Origin of the sequence: Streptomyces sp. BE20 (assembly GCF_036322525.1) — a bacterium.
Classification (GTDB): Bacteria; Actinomycetota; Actinomycetes; order Streptomycetales; family Streptomycetaceae; genus Kitasatospora.
The window spans coordinates 1-3,748 of sequence record NZ_JAQYWW010000255.1 but is presented as its reverse complement, the minus strand read 5'-3'; the positions used below and the strand labels follow the sequence as shown (position 1 = coordinate 3,748).

The following is a 3,748-nucleotide window of genomic DNA, read 5'->3' as shown; positions in this document are numbered from 1 at the left end:
GACACCGACCGGGGCCAGGCGAGCCACGGCGGCTCCTGGAAGGCCTGGCTGGACGGCTACGGGTCCGGCCACACGGACACCGTCGCGCAGACGGTCGCCGTCCCGGCGGGCTGCCGGGCGACGCTGACGTACTGGCTGCACATCGACTCGGCCGAGAGCACCACGTCGGCCAGGTACGACCGGCTGAGCGTCACGGTGAACGGCCACGAGGTCGCCGCCTACTCGAACCTCGACCGGGCCGCCGGCTACACCCTGCGCACGGTCGACCTCTCGGCCCACGCCGGACAGAGCGTCACCCTGGAGTTCACCGGCCGGGAGGACGGCTCATACCAGACCAGCTTCGTCCTCGACGACATCACCGTCGAGATCGGCAGCTGACCCCCGGCGAACTCGGGACCGGTGCCGACTCGGCGCAATCCCCCCGGCAGCCGAGGCCGCCCGAGGGCGTGACCGGCGAACCGGTACCGCCGGACGGGCGCAAGACGGTGTCGTCCGACCCCGACGCGGTCCTCGGGCACCGGACCGTATCCGGTCGTGGCGCGCGGCGGAGATGCCGCGGTCACTCGGTGGACGGCGTATCCAGCTCACAGCACCCCGCCCCGAGAGACCTTGGCCCCACCGGTGAGGTGACATGCCTGTGCGGGGCCGGAGCAACTGCTCCGGCCCCGCACAGGACCGGCTACTGGATGGTGATCTCAGCAGCGGCGGAGACCCCGCCGTAGCCGTCCACCAGCGAGGTGAGCCGGACGAACTTTGCGGGTCCGGCCGGGAAGGTGGCGGACTTGAGCGTCCCGTCGTTGGCCCAGGTCCCGGTGGCGACTTGGGTGAAGGTCACACCGTCGGTGCTCGTGGAGACCGCGTACCGGGTGATCCGGGCGTTGCCCTGATCCTGCCGCGGCAGGTAGCCGACGCCGCTCACCGGCTGGATGCCTCCGAGTTGGAGGGTGATGTCGTGCGGACCCCGGACGGCGGCGGGCCGCCAGCGCGAGTGCCAGATGGTGGAGGTATTGCCATCGATCGCGTTCCACGGAGCGTAGGCGACATCGGTGTCCGTGCTCTCCGCCGCGCCGATCACCCCGGTTCCGGGCTGGACGGTGAGGTTGTCGAACTGGACGGGGTTGTAACTCGACACCCCGAGGGAGACCTGGCCCGCCGTCGCCGTCCCGGCAGGGGCGGTGACAGGAGCACCGAGCGGCACACCGTCGATCGACGCGGTGATCGTGGACCCCAGGGCCGTGATGCTCAGCCTGTGCCAGGAGTTCAGGGCGAACGCCGGCCTGGAGCCCTGCGCCAGTACGGTCCTCGAGGCCGTTCTGATCTGCCAGCTGCCCCTCTGGTTGACGGCGAGCCGGATTCCGTCGGGGTTGTCGAACGTGAAGCTGGTGGGCAGGGAGTCGGGGGTGGCGTCGTAGTTACCCTTCGTGGAGAGATCCGTATCCCGGACGCCGAGCCAGACCTCGAGACCGTTCGTTTCGAAGTTCACGTCCGTGGCAGCCGTATAGTTGCGCCAGCCGGGGTCGCCGATCACCCCTCTGGGCCACCGGTTCGTCTTGTTCCAGTAGACCGGGTCATCGGTCATGGTCGCACGAAGGCACATGCCGCTTCGGCCGCCGCCGCACTGTGCGGTCTCCAGCGTGCCGCCCAGGTCGGCGTAGTACTTGGGAGTGCGGCGCGGCGCGTACGAGTCGAAGCCGTCGGTGTAGGGAAGGGACATGCCGGAGTTGGCAGGCGGGACGGCGGCGCCCTTGGTCGAGGTGGTGAGCGTGCTGAGGGTGTAGAGCTTGCCCGGCTGGGTGGTGAACGTAGCCTGACCGTTGACGACCTGGACGTTCGGCTCCGTGGTGAACCATTGGGCGGGATCGTTGGAGTTCAGGTCGGTGGAGCGCACCCGCAGGACACCGTTCGCCGGCAGGCCTCCGGAGACCGTGAAGTTGAGGGTCTCGGGAACCGTCGCCTGGCTGGTCTCGATGACGCTGGACCAGTTCGCGGTACCCGGGTCGCGCAGGGTGACCAGGGAGCCGCCCTGGATTCGCTTGCTGGCGTCGGGCAGATAGCGCCATCCCACCTTGGTGAACTGCGTGGTGTGCGCGGTGACCCACACGGACTTGCCCACCGAGTAGTGACCGCTCCACGGGGTGTTGGCGACCATCAGCCCGGACCCGGCGAACCGTGCACCCTGGTAGGCCGACCACACGGGGGACCAGTTCATGAATCCGGTGATGCGGCCGTCGGTGTAGCCGCGGTTGATCTCCTTGGCCAGGTGCGTGGCGCCGCCGGTGTAGTCCTGCGAGCCGCCCTCACTGTTCCAAGCTGGCTTGCCGAAGCGCTCGGCCGGCCCGGAGCAACTCTCCGACGTGCTCATCCAGCCGCACCTGTAGTGCTCGCCCATGACGCCCACCGCGTCGCGGAACGCCGGGTTGGCCTGCATCTTGCTGATCGTCGGGCCCCAGCCGAGATCGTCGTCGGCGACGAGCTGCACATCCTGGTGGCCTGCCGCGTCCAGCCGCGCGCGGAAGTCGACGAACCACGCCGCGTCGCCCTCATTCTCATTCCAGCCGCCCATGTAGTCGATGTGCAGCCCGTTGGCTGTGGCGCAGTCCAGCCAGCTCATCTCCCAGTCGATGGTCCGGGAGGTCCAGAAGTTCTGGCCGTTCGCCGAGACCGGGTCCACCCAGCCCGGCGCGCCCCATGCGAGGCCGGCCAGCTTGATCTCCGGGTTGCGCGCCTTGGCTTCCTTGGCGAGCCAGAACTCGTAGCCGACACCGCAGTCGACCTGGCCCTGCACGGGCTCGTGGTCCGGCTCCGTACCGTCCGTCGAGTTGGCCCCCGAACCCAGTTCCAGCTTCAGGAGTTGGAGGGAAGCGCCGTAGCCCGGCTTGAACAGATAGTCGAGCACCTCGCTGCGCTGCGGTTCGGGGTAGTCGATCAGGAGTCGGGAGCTGGCTCCGGCAGACGCGGCGCCGATGCCGTCGAGTCGCTCGCCCATCGCGGTGCCGTCGACAGCCACGGGGGTGACGGTGGTGGCGGCCGTTCCGGTGGTGGGAAGCCCGACGGCCAGGGCCAGGGCGACGAACAGGCTCGTCGCTGTGGCAGTTGAGCGGAAGATTGACGATCGCAACTCGTCCTCCAAGTTGCTTGGAACTACGGGTGGGGGTTCGCCGACGCACCTAGCGGTGATCGGCTTCGGTGCCGCTCCGGGGAGGGGCGGCGCGGTCCGGCTCGAACTTCGGGGATCCGTGGGGGCGGTGGATCCGGCGCATCGGGCCGGAGGTCCGCGGGAGCGTGGTCGCGAGGCGGGGGTCACGGTCTCTCCTTTCGTGGGACGTCGGGTGGGGTGGTGTCAGGCGGGGAGGCCGATGGGGCGTTCGCCGTTGCGGCGTTGCTGGATGACGACGGCGGCGACGAGGAGGGCGCCTTGGGCGACGTTCTGCCAGAAGGAGTTGATGCCTTGGACGGTGAGTCCGTTTTCGAGGCAGCCGAGGAGGGCGACGGCGAGGAGGGTGCCGCCGATGCCGCCCTTGCCGCCTTTGAGGGCGGCGCCGCCGAGGGCGGCGGCGGTGATGGCCTTGAGTTCGAGGCCTTCGCTGCCGGAGACGGGTTGGCCGCTGCCGGTGCGGGCGGTGAGGAGGATGCCGGCGAGGGCGGCGACGGTGCCGATGAGGGCGTAGACGGCGATGAGGTATTTGTTGATGTTGATGCCGGCGAGGCGGGCGGCGGTGTCGTTGCCGCCGATGGCGTAGAGGTTGCG

At 69.5% G+C, this 3,748-nt stretch carries 2 protein-coding genes and 1 pseudogene; 1 reads left to right on the top strand and 2 read right to left on the bottom strand.

Translation table 11 applies throughout. The features are described 5' to 3' along the window. A pseudogene (locus tag PUR61_RS01530) lies at positions 1-378 on the top strand (hypothetical protein); the annotation flags it as partial. A gap of 301 nt (positions 379-679) precedes the next feature. Here PUR61_RS01530 and PUR61_RS01525 read toward each other — a convergent pair. Continuing rightward, positions 680-3,118, bottom strand: coding sequence for a discoidin domain-containing protein (locus PUR61_RS01525; protein ID WP_329874810.1), 2,439 nt, complete (start codon positions 3,116-3,118; stop codon positions 680-682). Between the two features lie 222 nt (positions 3,119-3,340). Beyond that, on the bottom strand, positions 3,341-3,748 hold a 408-nt coding region (locus tag PUR61_RS01520; RefSeq protein WP_443035102.1), incomplete at its 5' end, for an ABC transporter permease.